Raw genomic sequence first — 18,025 nt, 5'->3', positions numbered from 1 at the left:
CCACTGGGGACCCGGAAATAGAGCTTTCGGGCGCGCGATGGCGAATTATTGCGCCGGTTCAGCTCCGAGCCAGAGCTGCAGCTAGCCGTTTGGAATCCCGTCGTGAGGGTCAGGTAAAGCGACAGCAATCCCTCTCTCATCTCAGCTTGAGCTGAACCACCTTGACCCACTTCAATACTGTGCCCAAGTCACTCGGGCGGATGAGGCGCATATGCGAGATCTGGTTTCGAACAGGAAGAACTTCGTTCGCAAGGGTCCTCCAAAGAGGATCTTCAAGGCCTAGGTTGCCGATTACGGTCCGTGCCCTGGTTTCCAGAAGCTCACCCATGGTCAGCCATTCCAGAGGATCACGGATCTGGCTAACGCCTGTTGCTGCCGCATATGCCGATGTCATTGCTCGACCTTCAACTTTCGGGGTCAAATCGCCCGCCAGAATCTGTCGGCGCCACTTCTCACCCCAGAGGTCTATAGCCCGCAGTCGAAGCGCCCTGCGGATAGTCCGTTCTATAGTCCACAATCCCGCAAAGACAGCTGCGATCGCTTCTTGAGTGTTGGTCTGATCAGCGAGGACCGCGCTGAGAGCTCTTTTAAGTTCATTTACTCGCTTCGGCATTGTCCATTGCGGACCGATCTCGGACATTCGAACGAGAGAAGCTCCACGAAGACCCTCGATCTCGCGCGCAGAAAGCGTACTGAATAATTCGTTCGTGTCGAGCAGCGCTTCGAACAAAGCATGGTCGAGAGACGCGCAGAGTTCTAAGCCAAGCTCGTAAAGGGCGGTCTCGAGCACAGTCGAAAGAGTTGTTTCTCGTTCAAGACATTCTGGAAGGACCAGCTCAGGGCTTTTGTCTCGATCAGCCGGTTCGGGAGCGAGTGGACCAGCGAGAAACTTGGCGTCTTCCAAAAGTGAGCTTCCCGGAACAAGCGGGTATGCGATCCGGGGACTGGCTGACACGAGAACGAATCGCCCACCCAAGGCCATGTCTTCCATCACACGCTCTCTGAGGGCCCCCAAGGACACGCCATTCCCAGCAGTAATGCCGTTTGGGCTGAGGCCAGTGAGGAAAGTCGGGTCCCCGTTGCGGTTCCCTTTCGGCATATAGACGTACGTTGCTATGTCGTACGAGTGGGTAGACGCGAGAAGCAATTCCATGACTGGACCCTGAGCGGCGCCGAGCTGAAGGAATATGAGTCCGAATCGCTGAGCTTGTCCGATCAGAGTGTCTAGCCATTCCGACTTGTAATTCCGCGCGATTGTCACAGCAGGTCCAATAGCGAGTTCAGCTCGTAATGATGGTCGACCTTCCGGACGAGTCCCAGGTCCAGTAGATGACGCAATGCTTGTGGTTCATCCTCTGCTAGTTGCATAAACTCTGCGGGAAGCTCGCGGAGAACATCCAGCAGAACCGATTCGGTCGAGTAGTAGCGAGTGACGTGATTAATCATTTCTGAGATGTTTCCGCCGACCTGCGCCTTCCAGTCCATCAGTCGGGACAAGACCAGGGGCCGTGTGATGATTCTTCTGAAGACCTCCAGCGGAAGTGCGCTCACGACATTCGAGGCGAAATTCCGGTAAAGGAACGCATGGCCGCCGGATGCCTCAAAAAGTGCCTCCAGTGCTTTCTCCTCGATCTCGATACCCATTTTTGCGCCCGTCGACAATGCCAAGTCGTCCGCTTCATCGCGAGCAAAGGGGCCTACGTAATAAGCCTTTGCCCATGAAAAGAGAGGGTTTGGGCGGCCGTAAAGCCGCCCGCTTTCAATGATGGCGCTTGTGAGTCCCGACAGCATAAAAGTGAAATTTGAAGCCTCCTGAACAAGGCTTCGTAGAGAAGCAAGAAGCTGAGAAATTCGCGGCATGTCGCCTTCGGCGATGTCGACCTTGTCGGCGGGCGTCAAGTACTCGATTTCGTCAAGCATGATCAAGAGGCGGACGCCCTCGGGTTCGAGACGTCTCAGTAGAGCCTGCAGCGCAGTTTTGAACTCAACAATGGTCGGTGAGGGGGACAGCTCGGCTAGCTCTTTCGTTCTCAGTTTTCGATCGCGGAGCTCTTCCAGGCAGCGTCGACGAAGGTCCGAGAGAATCTCCGGAGTTGGATCCTCGGGAGGTGAAGGGAAAGCTTCAAGGTCGAGAAGGATTGGGATAACGTTTTGCTGCCTCATTTGATCTGCAAGCTCGAAAAGAACGCTGGTCTTGCCTGCTTTTCTGAGACCGAACACGCCAGCTACCCGCTGACTTAAGACGTCGTCTCGGAGAGATTGCAGAAGCGTTTTCCGACCGAAGAAGCTGGCACCGCGAACGGGAGTCGTCTCATAGAAGAGATCCCTGCTGTAGACATAGTCGCGGATCAGTTTGATGAACGTTATGGCATTCGGATCCATTTCATGCGACAAAGGAATTGCGCGCAACGACGGTGTCGCCGATGACCAGTCGTCTAATTTGGTACGCAGTCGAGGATCCGGAGCGCTCACAAAAATAATGTCTGGGGTTATTTCCCGGTCCACAGTCTGCATCTCAGCCAATGCGGCTTGGTAGGTGCGCACCTGAAGGTCATGGTGGGGCGTGTAAAAGATCAGGAGCTCCCGAGTCAGGCCAAAGCCCGATTCAATCGCGCCACTGAAACGGACCAGTGCGACGCCGCAGTCTAGGAACTTCGGGTTCTTGGAGAACCGGGCAAAGACGATCTGGGAGCCCAACTCGGCTAGCGCTTTTCGATGCGCCACGAAATCCGGGAACACGCGTCCTAGTTCATCCATCTTTGCTAGCAAATCGGGATGGATAGGCTGCTTCACCGACCCAGCTCGCCAGCCGATCTCCCTAGAAGCAGGAGTCGCCCGTTGTAGTATTCGGGCTATTTCCGTGGTCGAGTCTCGATGTTCGACGGGCGTTCCCGCGGTAGAGGCGGGGGTCAGAGCTTTTTCCAATGCGCCGTCCCCAAAGTGTCGAAGGGCTCTTCGCGCGACTGGTCCTTCGAGGCTGCTCGATGGGCCTTTGATGAACTCGCCCTGCGCTTTTAACCAGTCCAGGACCTGTTGGCTTGTCACGCCAGCGCGGCTCGCAATTTCGTGGACCCTTAGATTTGCCACATTCGCTCCAAATCCTCATTTATTCGGCCCAGACCAATAGTACGAGGAGCGACACAGATTGACAGCGATCTCGTATCCCTAGGGTTGTAAGACGTCTCGACGGTCGCAACAATTAGCGCATCAGCGTGCAGCAATTCAGCGGGCTCGCGATTCTTATAACTATGTGTCGAAACTATGTGCTTGGATTTCAGTACTCACCGCTAGTTACGAGACACCTGGAGCGTCATGACGAAGCTGATCGGTTACGCGCGCGTATCGACTGGGCCGCAGTCGACGGATCGGCAAGAAACTGATCTGCTTGCCGCCGGCGTCCGGCGCGATGATCTCTACGTCGATCAGGGAGTCTCAGGGGCTCGCGCTTCACGCCCGCAGTTCGATCGTGCCCTCACCGCGCTCGAAGCCGGGGACACACTCGTCATCACGACCCTGGACAGGCTCGGCCGATCAACGCAGAACATGCTCGACTTCGCTCAAGGGCTCCGCGACCGTGGCGCGGGCCTTCGCGTGTTGAACCTCGGCGGTGGCGACGTGGAGACCTCGACGCCGATGGGATCGATGCTCTTCACGATCATGGCGGCTCTGGCTCAAATGGAGCACGATATCAAGCGCGAGCGGATCATCGACTCCGTCAGCAAACGCCGCGACGCCGGAAAGGATCTCGGTGGACGCCCACAACGCGTCACCGACAGCCAGATCCGCAGTGCCATCCGCCTTGTCGAAAGTGGTGAGCCAGCAGCGCAAGTCGCCCGCGATCTAGGAATGTCGCGTGCGACGTTCTATAGAAGGTCTCGAGCTCTCGCGGACTGACAGAACAAGTAGCGCGACGGCGGGCGTTCCCTCGGGCAACCCTGCCGTTGCGACCCGAAGGTAGGATGCGGGAGAAGTTCTCATCAGATCCCTCGTGCAGAGGCCGGCCTGGCTCGTGAGTGGCCAGAACACACAAGGGGAAAAGCGCTTGAGCGACAATCACGCAACGTTCATCTGGTCGATTGCTGACCTGCTCCGGGGCAGTTTCAAAGCCCACCAGTACGGAGACATCATTCTCCCGTTTACTGTGCTCCGCCGTCTCGATGCCGTGCTCGCGCCAACGAAGCAGGCTGTGTTCGCTGCGGTCGAGCAAGCCGCCGCGGACGGGATTCCCGTGCGCGCGTCGCTGCTTCGCAACAAGGCGGGGCACGAGTATTCGTTCTGGAACGAATCGCGCTTCGATCTGAAGACCGCACTCGGTGACTCCGAGAACCTCGCCGCGAACTTGCTCGACTATGTGACCGGGTTCTCTGAGAACGTCAAAGACATCTTCGATAAGTACAAAATCTCTGAACGCATCGCAGAGCTCGACGAGCACGACCTGCTGTTTATGGTTACGCAGAAGTTCTCCCAAGTAGACCTGTCGCCGGCGAAGGTACCGAACGAGGAGATGGGCCACATCTTCGAGGAGCTCATCCGCAAGTTCGCGGAAGCATCCAACGAAACTGCTGGTGAGCATTTCACACCTCGTGACGTCATCGAGTTGATGGTCGACATCCTTCTTGCCCCAGAGTCGGACACGCTTGCGAAGGCGAACGTGGTGCGGTCCGTGTATGACCCGACGGCTGGCACCGGGGGGATGCTTTCCGTCGCCGAGGACCACATCCGAAGCGCCAACCCGACCGCGACGTTGACCCTTGCCGGCCAGGAGATAAATCCGCAGTCGTACGCCATCTGCAAAGCCGACATGACCGTGAAAGGCCAGTCGGTTGACGCCATCTTCTTCGGCGACACCCTCATCAACGACGGGCACGCTGGCGCCACATTCAGCTACGGACTCTCCAACCCGCCGTTCGGTGTCGATTGGAAGAAACAGCAGAAGACCGTCACCGAAGAGCACACCCTCCGCGGGTACGCCGGCCGCTTCGGACCAGGACTCCCGCGTGTGTCAGACGGGTCGATGCTGTTCCTGCTTCACCTCATCTCAAAGATGCGCACAGAACAAGACGGCGGCGGTCGCGCAGCCATCGTCCTCAACGGCAGCCCGCTCTTCACCGGTGGCGCAGGCTCAGGAGAGTCGAACATCCGCAAATGGGTGCTCGAGCGTGACCTGCTGGAGGCGATCATCGCGTTGCCGACAGACATGTTCTACAACACCGGAATCAGTACCTACATCTGGGTGCTCTCCACCAAAAAGGCCGCCGAGCGCAGGGGCACGGTGCAACTCATCGACGGCTCAAAGCTGTTCCGCAAAATGCGCAAAGGACTTGGCTCGAAGCGCAACGAGCTCGGGCCAGAGGACATCAGCACGCTTGTCAAACTCTACGAACAGACAACGGATGACCCCCGCTCGAAAACTTTCCCTGTCGCCGACTTCTTCTACCGCACCATCACCGTTGAACGGCCGCTGCGTCTGAACTGGGCGCTCACCCCCGAGCGCCTAGCCGTGGCCCGCGAGTTGAAGGCGCTTGCCTCCCTCGACTTCGACGCGATGGTGGCACACACGAACGCTCACCCAATCGAGGCCACAGCCGATGTTGCCGAGTTCCGAAAGCAGCTCGCCGCGCGTCTCGCCGCCGGCGGGGTTTCGCTCACCGCTCCGCAGCTCAAGGCATTTCTCGCCGGGCTCTCTAATCGGGATGAGAATGCGCCGATCGTCACAGATGCGAGGCGCAAGCCCGAGGCCGACCCGACGCTGCGCGATACCGAGAACGTCCCATGGTCTGAAGATATTCACGAATACTTTCTACGCGAGGTGACACCATTCGCGCCCGACGCTTGGATAGACGAATCGAAAACCAAAGAGGGCTGCGAGATACCGTTCACCCGCCACTTCTACGAGTATGTGCCGCCACGGTCGCTAGCCGAGATTGACGCAGACCTTGATGCGGTTCTCGGGCGTATTCGGGCACGGCTGGAGGCGGTCAAAGCGTGACAGAACTGGAGCCTTACCCGAGCTACCAAAACACCTCGATGGATTGGGCCTCGAGGTTGCCCGCTGGTTGGAAGTCGACGAGCCTCGCCCGCGTGGCATCCATCTTTGCTGGTGGGACGCCGGACCGGACAAAGGCGGAGTTCTGGACAGATGGCTCCGTTCCATGGCTCAATTCAGGTTCGGTCAATGACGGGACAATCACGAGTCCCTCCGAACTCATCACCCCTGCGGCCGCGACAGGCAGCAGTACCAGATGGGCACATGCAGGCTCAGTGCTTATTGCCCTCGCGGGCCAAGGCAAAACTAAGGGCATGGCCGCGCGCCTCGAAATAAGCAGCACCTTTAATCAGTCCATGGCGGCCATCGTGCCGCGCGCCAATCTGCTCGAGTACCGATTTCTGCAGTATTGGCTGCGGACTAACTACCAGCCCATCAGGAACATGGCCGGGGGCGACCTGCGAGACGGCCTAAATTTGCAGCACATCGGCGCTATCCAAGCGCCACTCCCGCCGCTTCGAGAGCAGACATCAATCGCAAATTTCCTCGACCGTGAGACAGCCGAAATCGACGCGTTCATCGCGGACCAGGAGGAGCTCGTCGGGCTGCTCGCCGAGCGGCGCGCTGCGACGATCAGCCACGCGGTGACGAAGGGGCTCGACCCGAATGTTCCGATGAAGGACAGCGGGGTTGAGTGGATGGGCGAGGTGCCGGAGCACTGGAAGTTGTTGCCGCTCAAGCGGGCTCTCCGCCGCATTTCCCAAGGGGTGAGCCCTCAGGCAGATGGGGGCCTGGCGGACGAGAATTCAACCGGGGTGCTCCGAGCAGGATGCGTTAACGGTGGGGTCTTCAATCAGTTAGAGCACAAGCGATTGCCGGAAGGTTTCGAGTTCGACGCCGCGATTAGGGTTCGAATCGGAGACTTGATCGTGAATCGGGCAAGTGGAAGTCCAACGCTCGTCGGGTCCGCCGCACGAGTCCGAGTCCTCGATTTTGACCTCATTCTTTCCGACAAGACGTTCAGGCTTGAACCCCGGAGGGACATCGACCTGGACTTCCTCGAACTATTCATGAACTCGAACCCCTACCGGAAGCAAGTGTTAGGTGCAATCAGTGGCGCAGAGGGTCTCGCCAACAACTTGCCGATGTCCGCCCTGAGGTCCTTTTTGCTAGCGCTTCCTGCAGTCGGCGAGCAAAGGGAAATCGCGGAGGTTGCCCGAATCGCGGTTGAAGAACTCGACGCAGCCGTGACTGACGCGCGCGAGGCTATCTCTCTCTCCCGTGAGCGTCGAGCCGCGCTCATCTCTGCCGCTGTTACCGGCAAGATTGATGTACGAGAGCATGGGGCGGTGGCGTAGTTGGCGATTCAGCATGAGGACGCGTTCGAGACCGAGATCTGTGAATACCTCGCGGCGCACGGGTGGGAGTATTCGCCCAACGACGACGGGTACGACCGGGACCGAGCCCTGTTCCCGGCGGATGTGTTCGCGTGGCTTGAGGCAACGCAGCCGGAGCAGTTGGTAAAGCTTGTCAAAGCCGACGCGTCCGAAGCATCGCGTGAGCTTGGCCGGAAGCAGATTCTTGACCGTATCGTTCAGACGCAGACGACGGACACGATGAACGGTGGCGGGACGCTGAACGTCCTGAAAGCATCCATTGGGGTGTTGAATGCGAAATTCACGATGTTCCAGGCGAGGCCTGCGACGACTCTGAATCCGAAGACTGCGGAGCGGTTCGCTGCCAACCGTTTGCGGGTCATGCGCCAGGTCGAGTACTCGTCCAAGAATGGCAACCGTATCGACTTGGTGCTGTTCGTGAATGGCATCCCGGTGTCGACGATCGAGTTGAAGACTGACCTGACGCAGAATCTTGCGGCGGGGTTGAAGCAGTATGCGCAGGATCGGAAGCCTGATGGGGAGCCGCTGCTGTCGTTCGGTCGCGGTGCGTTGGTGCATTTCGTGGTGACGAACGAGGAAGTTCACATGACCACGAAGCTGGATGGGGTGAACTCGCGGTTCCTGCCGTTCAACCGTGGCAACAACAACGGTGCCGGTAACGCACCCATTCCTGGCACCAGCCCGACAGCGTATTTCTGGGAAGAGATCCTCGAGCGCGGCACCTGGTTGGATCTCATCGGCAGGTTTCTGCATTACCGGTTCGAGGAGAAGACCGACCCGATCGATGGGAAGAAGACTTACACGCGGATGTTGCGGTTCCCGCGGTACCACCAGTGGCGGGCGGTCACCAAGCTTGAGCGTGCGGTGCTTGCCGAAGGCCCCGGGCACAACTACCTCATCCAACATTCCGCAGGTTCCGGCAAGACCGATTCGATTGCGTGGGCAGCCCACCGGATGGCGCAGCTGCACAACGCCGACGGAGTCAAAGTGTTCGACGGGGTCATCGTCGTCTCAGACCGTCAGGTGCTCGATGGGCAGCTGCAGCGTGCGGTGGAGCAGTTAGAGACAACAGCCGGTGTTTTTCAGGCGATCACGCGTGGGGTTGATTCGTCGAAGTCGAAGCAGCTCGCTGAGGCGCTGCTGGCGGGTAAACAGATCATCGGTGTGACGTTGCAGACCTTCCCGCATGCGTTGGCTGTCATCGAGAAGAACGCGGGGCTGGCAGGTCGTAAGTATGCCGTTATTGCTGACGAGGCGCACTCGTCCCAGACGGGTGAGGCAGCCGCATCCCTGAAGCAAGTGTTGACCGCTGGTGCACCAGAGAATGACGAGCAGGTCGAGGATGTGGTTGTTGACGTTGAGGATGTGCTCGCGGATGTGATGGCCCGCAAGGTCGGCATCGGTACAATCTCGTTCCTTGCGTTCACCGCAACGCCCAAGGGTAAGACTGTTGAGTTGTTCGGCCTTGGCGACGACATCGGGGTGAAGCGGGCGTTTGACCTGTACTCGATGAAGCAGGCCATTCAGGAGGGCTTCATCCTCGATGTGCTGAAGAACTACCTGCCATACGATCTCGCATTTAGCCTTGCCCACACCGACACCGCGACCGGGCTGGATGTCGAAATTGACACGTCGAAGGCGAACAGCGAAGTGATGCGGTGGGTGCGGCTTCACCCTACGAACATCGCCCAGAAAGTCGCCGTCATTGTTGAGCATTTCCGGTCGAACGTGCGTAGCGAACTCGGCGGACGCGCGAAAGCGATGGTTGTCACCGGCTCACGCAAAGAAGCGGTCCGCTACAAGCTGGCTATCGACAACTACCTCAAAGACCAGAACCTCGACGGGCAGCTCAGCGCCCTCGTCGCGTTCTCCGGCGCTGTGACCGATGAGGCGTCGGGTGCGGAGGATTTTACCGAACTCAACATGAACCCGGGACTCAAAGGACGCGCGCTGGAGGCGGCATTCGCCGGGGACGACTTTCAGGTGATGATCGTCGCCAACAAGTTCCAGACCGGCTTCGACCAGCCGCTACTGGTCGGCATGTATGTCGACAAGAAACTCTCCGGCATCACCGCCGTGCAGACCCTGTCCCGTCTGAACCGGGTCATCCCGGGTAAAGAGAACACCTACATCATCGACTTCGTCAACGACCCGGCCGAGATTCTCGAAGCGTTCCAGACCTACTACGAAGACGCAGAACTTACCGTGCCGTCGGATCCGAACATCATCCACGACATGCGCGGCAAGCTGCGAAGCATGAACATCATCGACCCCCACGACGTCGACGCGGTCGTTGACGCCTGGCTGAACAAGATCAGCCACAACACTCTCTACTCGCACATCAAAGCATCCCGTGACGTGTTCTGGACCCGCTGGACTGACGCAGTGGAAGCAGCCGACGACCTCGAGAAAGGCCGGCTGGAAGAGTTCCGCGGCACCGTGTACGCGTTCGTTCGCGCCTACGACTTCCTCTCCCAAATTCTCGACTACGGCGACACCGACATTGAGAAGTGGGCCATCTTCCTGCGAGTGTATCGCCGCGTGATCGAACGCCAAGACGCTGACCCGTCATCAGTCAACACCGACGACATCGTGCTCACCCACTACCGCCTACGCAAGCTCGACGCACAAAACCTCGGGCTAACCTCCGGCAGCGGGGGCGAACTGACTGGCATCACCGCGGCGGGCTCCGCACAACCACGGGAAGCGAAATACGGGCTGCTTCAGGACGTCATCGACAAGATCAATGTGCTGTTCACCGGCACGGATATCGACGAAGTGAACGGTGTCAGCAGTGCCGAAACGATCCTCCGCCACGTCATCGAGAACCAAAAGATTCAAGCCGAAGCGATGGCAAACACCGCCGTCGACTTCGAAACATCACCCACTATCCTCGCCGAGCTCGAAGACGTCATCTACGCCTCCGGCATCGGCCACAACAACGCCATCAAAGCGCTGCTGCAGATGCAGAACCTCGCGCCCCTGGTCAATGTTCTCGTGGCGATGGGGTTGTATGAGAAAACACGCGACGAGGCCGAACGCGCTGCTGGTTGACCAGCTTGCTGGAAGAACAATGGATTTTCCGGACTTAGTCGGTTGCTTGCCTGAGTTTGTCGATCCGTTCACCCTGGTGGACGTGACTTCCTAGCCAACTAAAACGGGTCATTGAATCGTCCGAGGTTTCATGCCGCTGTTTTGGTCAATTCATCGGCTGTTGGGCCGGTTTTGCCATCGTAATAGTTGGCTTCGAATTCCTCGGGCGGGAGGTCGCCGGATGATCCATTCTTGATGAAGAATATGTCGCGGAGATGTTGAAGCAGGCAAACTGCCTCACTCGGCTTTACCATCTCGGTAGGGTCGCGTGTCTGCTGGTCGCCGGGCGAGCGCGAACTGTATTTAACCGGCCGGAAGTAGCTCGAAGCCGCTCGCTGATATAAGTCGAAACTTCTGGCCCCTGAGTCTGCTGGGCTTGTGAAGCACAATGAAATTCAGTCGACCGTTTGTGAATCCTTCAGCTGTGAAAGTCACAGACCCGCGTGCCGTGTCTAATTTGACATCACATGCTGGTGCTCTTCCCGTCTGCAGTTTCAGAAGTGCCGGCAATTCCGGGTATGTGGTACTTCCGATCGAGGAGTGCATCAACGCAGTTAGCCGGCCGTACTTCTCTTCGAATTTCTCTGACTCAAAAGTCTGCCCGTCGAATCGTCTGACTCCACCGGTGTGTGAGGGATAACGCCCTAGCGCAAGCACGGCAATGGGATGTTTGCTGTCTTCCACATACTTTCGGATGGCCGCATGAACCGACACGCCATACTCAGCTGCGAGGTAGAGAGCAATTTCTAGTCCTGGCGCATATTGATCCGCTTGGTTGGTGAATCGTCCCGCCCCGAACAGCAGCTCAGCGGCAAACTGATTGGCCTCAATTTCGAGAGTTTCCTTGGTCGCGGGATCGATCGTAGTTTTGTCTTCTCCCCAGAAGGCCGCCTGATGCCACGGCAGGGCATCATGGCCGATTTCGTGACCTTCGGTGAATCGCTGCCGCGGGATTGGCATGCTGCGGTCGACAAAATACTTCCGCTCTTCGATTGCCAGGAAACCGAGAACATTTCCCTTCAGCTTTTTGACAATGTCGCGAATACGTTGGGGTGCATCTTCTCCCAGTTCGTAGAGATCGCTCTTTTGAAGCCCAACTGCTGCTGCAACTTGATCGATAGGCACCATAGAGACGTCGCCGACTCCCGCGGCCGATAACGACCCTCGAGCATATTGACGAATTTTCTTCTTTGATGCTGATCCAGCTGATCCCGCTGACACTCGACTACCGCTTGCTCTTCAGAAATTGAACGTAATCCATCAGATCTTTTCGCTCGGATTCATTCAGATCTTCCAATGCCCTAAGGGGAATTCCATTGAGAGACGCCGCTTGATTAGGCGCCGAGTTGGAAGGCACCCGGTGGCCAGCTCGCGCAAGAAGATTCGAGTAGTCGAGTCCGTACAGTTCTGCGAGTTCGAATAGGACGTTCGGGGATGGCTTCGAAATCAGCTGGTTCTCGATCTGGCTGAGATAGCCATTGGTGATTTCGGATTTCGCCTCAACGTCACGAAGAGTCATCCCCACCGATCGTCGAGCGCTCTTGAGGTAGGGACCCAAGGGCTGTGGGATTTGGGGGGCTTGCTGCTCGGTCGTGCGCATACCCCTAGTTTGACGCATATTTGCGTAGACCACCAAGCGGTGCAGGTAAAAACTTGCACATTGGAGCAGAGTTGCATAGTATTCTAAGCGTTGCAGGACATAGCTTGCACAAGACAGAAAGGCCAAATAATGGCAAACCGCAGTTCAATCTCCGGTCGCTACATCTCGAATGCAGCCGCCGCACGCCACCCGCGCACTAGCGTGACCGAAAGCGGTGCTAACCGTTCAAGCGGCACGCACCACCGGAGCGCGATCACCGGGCATTTCATCACATCGGCGGCAGCCGGCAGGCACCCGAAGACGAGCCTCACAGAGAAGGGGTAGTAGTACTAGCTCGCCAATAAAAAAAGGGGTTCGATCTCACTGGAATTGAGATCGGACCCCTTCGGCGTACGGCGCCGCATGATCGGCAGTCTACTTGTGATTCACATCCATCTGAACGTACCGCGGCAGCGTTTGGATCCGTTGCCAGGGGATCAGACGTCGAATGGCCGCGCATTGCGTCCCAGGACGGCCGACGCCTGCTGCAGTATCCGCGGCAAGCTGCACCGTTTCCCAATCTTCTCCCAGCGCCTCGGCAATCCAAAGCAGACCCGGAGCGCATTGGAAGTGCGTGAATGCATGCCGAGCGCCGAGCGCCGAGGCCGCGGCTCGCTCGCTCATAAGCGCCTGGTCCTTCGATCTCATCGAGCCATGCGGTGACATGCTCGCGCTGACTGGTCCACCAATGTCGGCCGGATAAATAATCCCGCTCATAGACATCAGAAATTGGATAGTGGGCACCAGCAGAACGAAGAAGTCGAGCGAACATGCGACCGGTCATGTCTGGCTCGTCACGTGCAGACAACGGCGATCTAATCACTGTCAGGGTCGTCCCCAGCCTGATCCCCGCCGACCTCTCGAACCCTGGCGTCGAGAGTCGCATCGCGCTTCGCATCCGCACGCGCCTGATCCTGCCCGCCGTCCAGCTTCTCCTGCGCCTTCGCTTCTGTGGCGCCGTCCATGATCGGTTCGTCCTGTGTCTTTTCGTCTGGAGCCATATCCGAAGGGTACGGGGCCACAGCCGTGCGCGGTCGTCCGTTTTTCGGTTCTTCATAACGCGCTATCACTTAGTTTGCTGCCCCCCATGTCCGTGCTTCACGAGCAATTGGTTCTGCTCAATGACCGATAACTGCCGATATGTAAAGTGTGAATGATTACGTTGAGCGCCCGAAATTGTGGGTGGCAAGAGTGACTGGAGAACTGCTCCGATATCCACGATGAGAAGTGAGTTCAGGAACGGGTGGGCTGTAACTGCGAAACATGTCGGAACACGATGATGCGGCTGCGCAAGCCGACGAGGTCGGTCAAACCGGCGACGATGGTGAGCCCTCGCAGGAGGTTCTTTCCGCACTTATTCCAAACGCATCCCACAATTAGCCAATGCGTGACTAGATATTCGAGGGCTCAGCAGCAAGCGACTTCAGCAATCTATCGTTCGCACGCAACCTGAATCTCGATCACAGCTTCTGAAACTGTTTAATCGATAAATCTTGGCAGGTGCTCCTAAGACATAATTGTCGAGACGTAAGGAGTTTTCATGCCCAAGAAGGCGCGCGTGTCAGTGACGCTGAAGGATGTGGCGGAGAGAGTCGGGGTGACATCGGCAGCGGCGTCGATGGCTTTGTCGGATCACTCCCGCATTAGCGGGAAGACGAAGGACGCGGTACGCAAGGCTGCCGCCGACCTGGGATACGTTCCGAGTTCCGTCGGTCGCGCGCTTCGCAGCCAGCGCTCCGGGGCAATTGCGCTGATCGTTCCGGATACTTCACAACACGTTTTCGGACACAGCTATTTCATGCACCTCCTCACGGGTATTTCTGCCGCGGCTAACGCGCACGATGTGCAAGTGGTCCTGTCGACTACCTCGGATACTGGCGAGGCAGGGGAGCGTGTGGCGTACGAGAGAGTCATGCGCTCGAGGAGCGCGGACGGCGCCATAGTCACCAGCGCCGCAGTGACAGACGCAGGTCTTGGCGCTCTGGTCGCCACCGGTCTTCCGGTTGTGCTGATCGGCAATTTTCCCTATCTGGCGGACGCGGTGACCGTGTGGATCGACGACGTAGCCGGCAGTCGAAAAATTACCAACCATCTACTGGACATCCACGGACGGTCGCGCCTTGTCCATGTGACTGGGCCGCTTGATCACCAAACCGGAATCGACCGCCGCCGGGGGTTTCTTGCCGCGGTGGAAGATCAGGGCGTCGCTGCTGCCGCGACCATCGTCGACGGAGATTTTAGCGAAGAGTCGGGTCGTCGCGCAGTCGAACAACTGCTTGATGAAAACGTCGAGTTCGACGGGATCGTGTTCGCTAACGACGATATGGCCTTTGGGGGGCTCGCGGCCCTCAAAGGGCACGGCATACACGTTCCCGAGGATGTATCGATCGTCGGATTCGACGACTTCGGGCTTTCGCGGGTGACGACCCCCGGCATAACGACCATGCACACTCCGGCCGAAGAGATGGCACGGATTGCTACTACCTTGCTTTTCGAGCTCATCGACGGCACTGCGGTCGGACCATCTCAACTAGAGCTGCCCGTCACCCTCACCCTGCGGCGATCGTGCGGCTGCCCGTGATTACCGGACCGATTATTGCCGCCAAACAAATTTATGCACTTGATCAAGGACATTTGTCAAGCTAGCTTCAAGCTTTAACGATTCAGCACATCGTCGATTCGACCAGCGCTGGTAGGAATCGCTTATTTTTTATCCTTTGCTTAAACGATAAAACAAATGGGCGATTAGCAGTGCCAGATTTTAGGATCGCACCAGGCTGATTCCCACCCGAGCACCACCACAACTATCGGCAGCAGCACTCAAAGAAGAGGTACACAGTGAATAAGAGGAAATTGGCCGCGGCGATCGCGGTCGTCGGGGTAGCAGCGCTTGCGCTGTCCGCGTGTTCGAGCGGCAGTGGCTCCACCGCTTCCACCGGCAAGGTCACCCTGAACATGTGGACGGGATTCACTGGCGGAGACCGTCCGGGCTACGCAGAGATCGTCAAGGATTTCAACGCTTCCCACCCGAACATCAAGGTGAAGCAAATTGTTGAGTCGTGGGACACCATCCAGCAAAAGCTTCCCACTGCGTGGCTCACTGGCAGCGGTCCGGACATCGCGGCGCCCAGCCCCGACCCGAACGTCATCGCCAATTACGTGAAGACGAATTCGTTGTTGCCGATCGAAACCGGATCAGGCAGCGAGAAGGTTAACTCCACTGACCTTGCCCAGGCGGCCGTTAAGGAGCCTTCCTACAATGGCAAGCTGTACGCGATACCGGCGAACTTTGCGTCCCTGAGCCTTTACTACAACAAAAAGATGTTTACCACCGCCGGCCTCACGCCGCCCACCACTGTCGCGGAATTCGAGGCGGACGCCAAAAAGCTCACACTCGATAGCGGGCGGACGCAGTATGGGCTGTCGCTGGCCGACAACCAGACGATCCAGATGTGGCCGATACTGCAGTGGCTGACCGGTGGGGATATCGTCAACTCGGCCGGATGCAGCGTGCTGTCGACCGCGAAAAGCCAGGCCGGCCTCAAGACATGGGCTGATCTCGTCGTCAACGACCACATCTCTCCTGTCGGTCAGACTGGCGCGCAGGCGGACTCGCTGTTCGCCGCAGGGAAGGCGGCGATGGAGATGAACGGCCCGTGGGCAGCGTCGTCCTACAAGGCAGCCGGGCTGGATTTTGGAATTGTGAAGATTCCCACTGGTGTCAACGGCAATGTCACGCTTGGTTCGATCGCGCCGCTCGCCATCTCGGCAAAGACGAAGTATCCAAAGCAGGCTCAGGAATTCCTCGCCTACTACACCTCCAAGGCGCAGCAGCAGAAGTTCTCTTTGACTACCGGATTCCCGCCACTGCGGACCGACATGGCCGACGACACCAAGCTGAACAATGACGCAACGGTCAAGGTCTTCACAGCGCAGCTTCCCGATGCCCGTCTGTATCTGCCGAAGGTGAAAAACGCCACCCAGGTTGACGCGAACGGCTACGTCACCCTGATCGGCCAGATCACGCGCGGTACATCGGTCTCCACGGCCGCGGCTACAGCCACCGCCACGATCAACGCTCTGACGGGATGCAAGGGGTAGTGATCGCATCTGATCGGATTCTCTCTCGTTCCTCGCGAGCAGGAATCCCCTCCCGCCCGGGCGACGCTCTAACGCGTCGCTCGGGCGGGAGGCTACCTCGTCGTCGTCGCTGGCAGCCCGCCGTCTTGTTCATGGTGCCGAGCTTCTTGATCCTCGGCATCTTCGTGATTTATCCGATCGTTCAGTCGTTCATCTTCAGTTTCCAGAGCGTCACGATTGGGGGTCCGGCCGCCTGGATCGGGCTGGACAATTACGTCACGCTCGTGAAAGATCCCCAATTCTGGAATGCTCTCGGAGTCACCCTGGAGTTCACAGTAATTTCGGTCGCCGTGCTCATCGTTGTCGGCTTTATCCTGGCGCTTCTTCTCCAGGGCGAAGGGATCGTGACACGGATCGTTCGCTCCATTTTCTTCTTCCCCACCATCGTGTCGCTGGTCAGCATCGGACTGGTTTGGAAGTTTCTGCTGGACCCGAGCATCGGATTGGTCGGCGGTATTTTCGACCTTCTCGGTTTGCCGCCGGTGGCGTGGCTCACCTCAACCAGCCTCGCTCTGCCAACCGTGATTTTTGTGAGCATCTGGAAGAACCTGGGATTCGCAATGATCCTGCTGCTCGCCGGACTCAAAGGTGTACCGCAGGAACGCTACGAGGCAGGTCGCCTTGACGGAGCCGGGACGCTGCAGATTATCCGTTACATCACGCCCCCGGGAATCCGGCCCACCATGCTGTTCGCAACGCTGATCCTCACCATCCAGTCCTTGCAGATCTTCGATCTTGTCTACGTCATGACCGGCGGTGGTCCGCTATTCAAAACAGACTCTCTCGTGAACCTCGTCTATCGCGACGGGTTCGTGAACTATCAGACCGGTTATGCGTCCGCGATTTCGTTCGTGCTGTTCCTTATCATCATGCTCATCTCAGCCCTCCAGCTCCGATTCTTTAGGTTCAACGATGTCGACTGACACTCTCCGCGTTCGCAGCAAGACACGCCCCCATCCGCTGCAGGCCTCCGCGAAATGGATCTTCCTTGGACTCGGCGTGGCCGCCGCGATCGTCCCATTCATCTGGATGCTGTCAGGCTCGCTGCGTTCCGAAAACGACCTGTTCCACAACCCAGCAAGCCTGTTCCCTACCTCGATCACGCTTCACGGGTACATCGGGGTGTGGCAGCAACTGCCCTTCGTGCGGCTGCTTCTCAACTCGTTCATCTTCGCGGGAGTCACCACAGCGGCAACCCTGCTGTTCGACTCAATGTGCGCGTATGCACTCGCCCGTCTGCATTTCCGTGGGCGGACGATCTGCTTTTGGATTGTGCTTGCAACACTCATGGTGCCCTTCCAGGTGACACTAATCCCGGTTTTCATTGAGCTATTCCACTTCGGCTGGCTCAACACCTATCAGGGACTCATCATCCCGAGGGCAACCAGCGCATTCGGTATCTTCCTATTTCGCCAGTTCTTCATCAGCATCCCCACAGAACTCGATGAAGCGGCACGTATCGATGGGGCCAGCCACTGGCGCATCTATTGGCAGGTCATCTTGCCGTTGTCGAAACCCGCCATCGCCACAGTGGCGATCCTCAACTTCATGAACCTGTGGAACGACCTGCTCTGGCCGCTAGTGGTCACTACCTCGCCAGACATGTTGACGCTCCCGGCCGGGCTCACCCTGTTCGGCGGGCAGCACATCACCGACCATGCAGTCCTACTCGCGGGAGCCACAATTTCACTGCTCCCTATTGCAGTTGCTTTCTTCTTCGCCCAAAAATACTTCGTAGCCGGAGTCGCCACCACCGGATTGAAGTGACCT

Annotated in this window: 13 protein-coding genes; 8 read left to right on the top strand and 5 right to left on the bottom strand. The window is 58.0% G+C overall.

Translation table 11 applies throughout. The features are described from left to right. Positions 1–136: 136 nt before the first annotated feature. On the bottom strand, positions 137–1,153 hold the full coding sequence (locus VLI63_RS15200; RefSeq protein WP_409157706.1) for a hypothetical protein: 1,017 nt from the start codon (positions 1,151–1,153) through the stop codon (positions 137–139). Between the two features lie 104 nt (positions 1,154–1,257). Further along, a complete protein-coding gene (locus tag VLI63_RS15195; RefSeq protein WP_409157705.1) occupies positions 1,258–2,793 on the bottom strand; it encodes a hypothetical protein in 1,536 nt (511 codons plus the stop codon). Positions 2,794–3,312: 519 nt separating this feature from the next. Here VLI63_RS15195 and VLI63_RS15190 point away from each other — a divergent pair. The 4 genes from VLI63_RS15190 to VLI63_RS15175 all read left to right on the top strand — a co-directional run bounded on the left by VLI63_RS15190 (position 3,313) and on the right by VLI63_RS15175 (position 10,437). After that, the gene (locus VLI63_RS15190) at positions 3,313–3,894 is read left to right on the top strand and encodes a recombinase family protein (protein WP_409157704.1); all 582 of its coding nucleotides are present in this window, start codon (positions 3,313–3,315) and stop codon (positions 3,892–3,894) included. A gap of 115 nt (positions 3,895–4,009) precedes the next feature. Next, complete coding sequence (locus VLI63_RS15185; RefSeq protein ID WP_409157703.1) at positions 4,010–5,989, top strand: N-6 DNA methylase; 1,980 nt, start codon at positions 4,010–4,012, stop codon at positions 5,987–5,989. 38 nt (positions 5,990–6,027) lie between these two features. After that, positions 6,028–7,344, top strand: coding sequence for a restriction endonuclease subunit S (locus VLI63_RS15180; protein ID WP_409157862.1), 1,317 nt, complete (start codon positions 6,028–6,030; stop codon positions 7,342–7,344). Beyond that, the gene (locus VLI63_RS15175; RefSeq protein ID WP_409157702.1) at positions 7,345–10,437 is read left to right on the top strand and encodes a type I restriction endonuclease subunit R; all 3,093 of its coding nucleotides are present in this window, start codon (positions 7,345–7,347) and stop codon (positions 10,435–10,437) included. 342 nt (positions 10,438–10,779) lie between these two features. On the opposite strand, the gene VLI63_RS15170 is transcribed toward VLI63_RS15175, so the two are convergent. The 3 genes from VLI63_RS15170 to VLI63_RS15160 all read right to left on the bottom strand — a co-directional run bounded on the left by VLI63_RS15170 (position 10,780) and on the right by VLI63_RS15160 (position 13,116). Continuing rightward, positions 10,780–11,604, bottom strand: a complete 825-nt coding sequence (locus VLI63_RS15170; RefSeq protein ID WP_409157701.1) for an ImmA/IrrE family metallo-endopeptidase — start codon at positions 11,602–11,604, stop codon at positions 10,780–10,782. Between the two features lie 97 nt (positions 11,605–11,701). Beyond that, complete coding sequence (locus VLI63_RS15165; protein WP_409157700.1) at positions 11,702–12,076, bottom strand: helix-turn-helix domain-containing protein; 375 nt, start codon at positions 12,074–12,076, stop codon at positions 11,702–11,704. A gap of 854 nt (positions 12,077–12,930) precedes the next feature. Beyond that, complete coding sequence (locus VLI63_RS15160; protein WP_409157699.1) at positions 12,931–13,116, bottom strand: hypothetical protein; 186 nt, start codon at positions 13,114–13,116, stop codon at positions 12,931–12,933. A 539-nt stretch (positions 13,117–13,655) separates the two neighbouring features. On the opposite strand from VLI63_RS15160, the gene VLI63_RS15155 reads away from it, so the two are divergent. The 4 genes from VLI63_RS15155 (at position 13,656) to VLI63_RS15140 (ending at position 18,022) form a co-directional block, all read left to right on the top strand. Next, a complete protein-coding gene (locus tag VLI63_RS15155; protein ID WP_409157698.1) occupies positions 13,656–14,696 on the top strand; it encodes a LacI family DNA-binding transcriptional regulator in 1,041 nt (346 codons plus the stop codon). Between the two features lie 272 nt (positions 14,697–14,968). Next, positions 14,969–16,216, top strand: coding sequence for an ABC transporter substrate-binding protein (locus tag VLI63_RS15150; RefSeq protein ID WP_409157697.1), 1,248 nt, complete (start codon positions 14,969–14,971; stop codon positions 16,214–16,216). A 146-nt stretch (positions 16,217–16,362) separates the two neighbouring features. Then, positions 16,363–17,178 carry a carbohydrate ABC transporter permease gene (locus tag VLI63_RS15145; RefSeq protein WP_409157696.1) on the top strand — a complete coding sequence of 272 codons (816 nt, stop codon included), beginning with the start codon at positions 16,363–16,365 and terminating at the stop codon, positions 17,176–17,178. Then, on the top strand, positions 17,168–18,022 hold the full coding sequence (locus VLI63_RS15140) for a carbohydrate ABC transporter permease (RefSeq protein WP_409157695.1): 855 nt from the start codon (positions 17,168–17,170) through the stop codon (positions 18,020–18,022). Before VLI63_RS15145 ends, VLI63_RS15140 begins: the two co-directional genes overlap by 11 nt. The last annotated feature ends 3 nt before the right edge of the window (positions 18,023–18,025 follow it).

The organism is Lacisediminihabitans sp. H27-G8 (assembly GCF_046156175.1).
Lineage (GTDB): Bacteria > Actinomycetota > Actinomycetes > Actinomycetales > Microbacteriaceae > Lacisediminihabitans.
The sequence above is the reverse complement of the archived record's forward strand: the minus strand, read 5'-3'. Positions and strand labels throughout refer to the sequence as shown.

Bases quoted from the DNA above. Each gene is read 5' to 3' on its own strand.
- VLI63_RS15200 (WP_409157706.1), bottom strand. From the start codon at position 1,153: ATGGAATTGCTTCTCGCGTCTACCCACTCGTACGACATAGCAACGTAC.
- VLI63_RS15190 (WP_409157704.1), top strand. From the start codon at position 3,313: ATGACGAAGCTGATCGGTTACGCGCGCGTATCGACTGGGCCGCAGTCG.
- VLI63_RS15180 (WP_409157862.1), top strand. From the start codon at position 6,028: ATGGATTGGGCCTCGAGGTTGCCCGCTGGTTGGAAGTCGACGAGCCTC.
- VLI63_RS15170 (WP_409157701.1), bottom strand. From the start codon at position 11,604: ATGGTGCCTATCGATCAAGTTGCAGCAGCAGTTGGGCTTCAAAAGAGC.
- VLI63_RS15165 (WP_409157700.1), bottom strand. From the start codon at position 12,076: ATGCGCACGACCGAGCAGCAAGCCCCCCAAATCCCACAGCCCTTGGGT.
- VLI63_RS15160 (WP_409157699.1), bottom strand. From the start codon at position 13,116: ATGGCTCCAGACGAAAAGACACAGGACGAACCGATCATGGACGGCGCC.
- VLI63_RS15155 (WP_409157698.1), top strand. From the start codon at position 13,656: ATGCCCAAGAAGGCGCGCGTGTCAGTGACGCTGAAGGATGTGGCGGAG.
- VLI63_RS15140 (WP_409157695.1), top strand. From the start codon at position 17,168: ATGTCGACTGACACTCTCCGCGTTCGCAGCAAGACACGCCCCCATCCG.